Genomic DNA, 2,625 nt, shown 5'->3' on the forward strand with positions numbered 1-2,625 from the left:
CTAATGAAATAATCCTTGATGTAGAAGGATTGTAGAAAAATTGCAGCGGCTTGTGAAAGATAATTTATGACACGTTTATGCCACAGTGAAGTAAAAAACCAAGTACTCTATATTCCAACTTGAGCGTGTAACTGATTGATTTATAAGGATAAAAAATGGCGCGCCCGGAAGGATTCGAACCTCCGACCCCCTGGTTCGTAGCCAGACAGTCAATATTTAATCTCTTTTAAAATCAATGCCTTGCGATGCATCATGTTCAAGAAAAACGGTATAAAACGGCCTAGAACGGTGTGGTGCTGCCACGGCTATGTCACGTTTTATGTCACAGTACAAGTGTTAAAGTGATAACAGAGGTTCAAATAACAAGAAATGCGCTAAAGGACTTAAATAGAACACCTAAATATTTGCAAGAAAAACTTCGTGCCAGAGTTGTTGCTGTAAATCATGTTGGTTCAGAGGAGATACGAAAAATGGATTCAATTTTAAAGCTGTGATTCCAACTTTCCATGGCAGCATTATCCTAAATCGCCTCGTTTGCTCATGCTATAAATTATTCCATGCTGAGTTAAAATCTCTTGGTAGGAAGGGGCTCGGTGGCGGAGTAAAATGCTCCCCATTAATTTATCTGGCAATATATAATACATTGTACTATAATACATTGTACTATGACACATAGTGCTATAATTTGGTTTGCATTTATGAAACATTTAAAAATAAAAAAATTTAACAATGAAGCAAAAAAAATTGGATTAATAGATAAAATACTTATTGAAACGTTAGATGACTTTTTAAAGTTAAGTAGAGATGAGCAACAAAAATATTCCTTAGGAGCGGGGCTTTATAAGCTAAGAATGGCAACTAAGGAAGGACGAGGTAAAAGTGGGGGCTCAAGAAGTATCCTTGCTTTTAGGAAGGATAACGGGATTTATTGGTTACATTTATTTTCGAAGAATGATAAAGGAAATGTCACGACATCTGAGCTCAAAAAACTAAAGCAATTGGCTGATATCATGCTTGGGCTTAATGAGGAGCAAATAAATAAGTTAATTGGATTGGGTGAACTATTTGAGGTAAATAAAAATGTCTAATATACAAGATACCATTAATGATCTTGCACAAGGTCTATATAAAGCTGAAATTATTGATAAAAAAACCCTAAGAGATCTTACTGATCAGGACTTACCTGTTTTACATGAATTTACTGGTGAAGAGATACAGCAGTTAAGGGAAAAGCAAAAATTGAGTCAATCTGTATTCGCTAAATATCTTAATGTTAGTCCTTCAATGATTCGTGGACTTGAACAAGGTAAGCGTCATGCTCATGGAGCAATACTTAAATTACTCAATATTGTAGAAAGGCATGGGATTGCTGGTTTGCTTTAACTGTATTGGAGTAGAATTAGTATTCAGCTAGTTGCAGGTAATTCATTAATTTAACTTCTTAACGAAGGGTAGGGTCTAATAAACTCAAATTAGACAAAGGTGCTGTTTTGACATTTTAGTCGGTCTCATCAAATCACCTATTGACGAAGGAGAGAAACCGTCTAAAACCACCTAGAACAGTGGGGTTCTGTCTCATTTTATGAGACAGCAAACGCCGAAAATGGATTAAAGGAGTGGTTGTTATTTGATAATAAACGTTAGCTTTTATTTAATCTAAAATCATACATATACTACAAATGTAGCAAAAAAAAATACCAATGCAGGTGATCTATGGGAATTCCGATAAGAATTGTCGAAAGCATTTATTATGAAGCAAAAAAGGTGGCTGCTGCAGAATTTCGTTCTACTCCAAATCAAATAGAATATTGGGCCAAGTTGGGAAAGTGCGTTGGATAATCCTGATTTACCCATTGAGTTTATAAAGGACGTTTTGCTGTCTAAACTTCAAGACAAGTCTTTAGCCGAACCTCTTCAATTTGAGGGTGAAGGTGAGTGATATCGAAATACGGTAAATGCCTGCTTTTAAGAAAGCTTATAAAAAACTACCAATCGCACATAAATCCATCGTTAACGATGCTGTACGTACAATTATCAATAATCCCAATGTTGGAGAAGAGAAAAAAGGTGATTTAGTTGGAGTGTATGTGTACAAATTTAAAATAAATCACCAACAATTTCTTTTTAGCCTATGAATGGGATCCGACATTAAGGATTTTATTAGCACTTGGGGTACATGAAAACGTTTACCGGGATCTCAAGAGAATATAATTTGATAGTCATTCTTACAGTTTGTTAACTAGAGTTTGTTGTCATTTGCTGATTTGATACCAGTAGAAACTTATGAGCGAATGATGGAGTTACTTTATCATAATGAATTAGCTAAAATAGTTGAGCATCGTTTATCTTCTCCTTTTAAATCTGTAAAGAGCTATGAGCTACCTTTTCATCAGTTGGCGCTAAAAGAATGAAAAAAACTAGCGAAAGGTTTGCAGGATCAATTTAAATAAACAGTAAAAAACGGACTTGAAAATCTGCATGTAATATCGTCAATCCTAAGTGGAAAATAGAAAGATTGTTATAAAATTAAATGACAGCTATCTGGGGCTCGTTTGGCAACAGCTTTCTTTGGGCCAATAGTAGAAAAATGAGTGGCATTTTATTGTTTAAAATGCCACTAACACT

At 34.9% G+C, this 2,625-nt stretch carries 3 protein-coding genes and 1 pseudogene; all 4 read left to right on the forward strand.

From position 1 onward, the window contains the following. Positions 1–698 precede the first annotated feature (698 nt). The 4 genes and pseudogenes from Lwal_RS15165 (at position 699) to Lwal_RS15180 (ending at position 2,135) form a co-directional block, all read left to right on the forward strand. On the forward strand, positions 699–1,088 hold the full coding sequence (locus tag Lwal_RS15165; protein ID WP_058481638.1) for a type II toxin-antitoxin system RelE/ParE family toxin: 390 nt from the start codon (positions 699–701) through the stop codon (positions 1,086–1,088). After that, positions 1,081–1,383: a helix-turn-helix domain-containing protein gene (locus Lwal_RS15170; RefSeq protein WP_058481639.1), complete on the forward strand. Its 303-nt coding sequence runs from the start codon at positions 1,081–1,083 to the stop codon at positions 1,381–1,383. The genes Lwal_RS15165 and Lwal_RS15170 overlap by 8 nt, the downstream gene beginning before the upstream one ends. Positions 1,384–1,713: 330 nt before the next feature. Continuing rightward, positions 1,714–1,939: pseudogene (locus Lwal_RS18230) on the forward strand (TA system antitoxin ParD family protein). Positions 1,940–1,955: 16 nt separating this feature from the next. After that, on the forward strand, positions 1,956–2,135 hold the full coding sequence (locus tag Lwal_RS15180) for a type II toxin-antitoxin system RelE/ParE family toxin (protein ID WP_231950947.1): 180 nt from the start codon (positions 1,956–1,958) through the stop codon (positions 2,133–2,135). The last annotated feature ends 490 nt before the right edge of the window (positions 2,136–2,625 follow it).

Origin of the sequence: Legionella waltersii (assembly GCF_001468085.1) — a bacterium.
Taxonomy (GTDB): Bacteria; Pseudomonadota; Gammaproteobacteria; order Legionellales; family Legionellaceae; genus Legionella; species Legionella waltersii.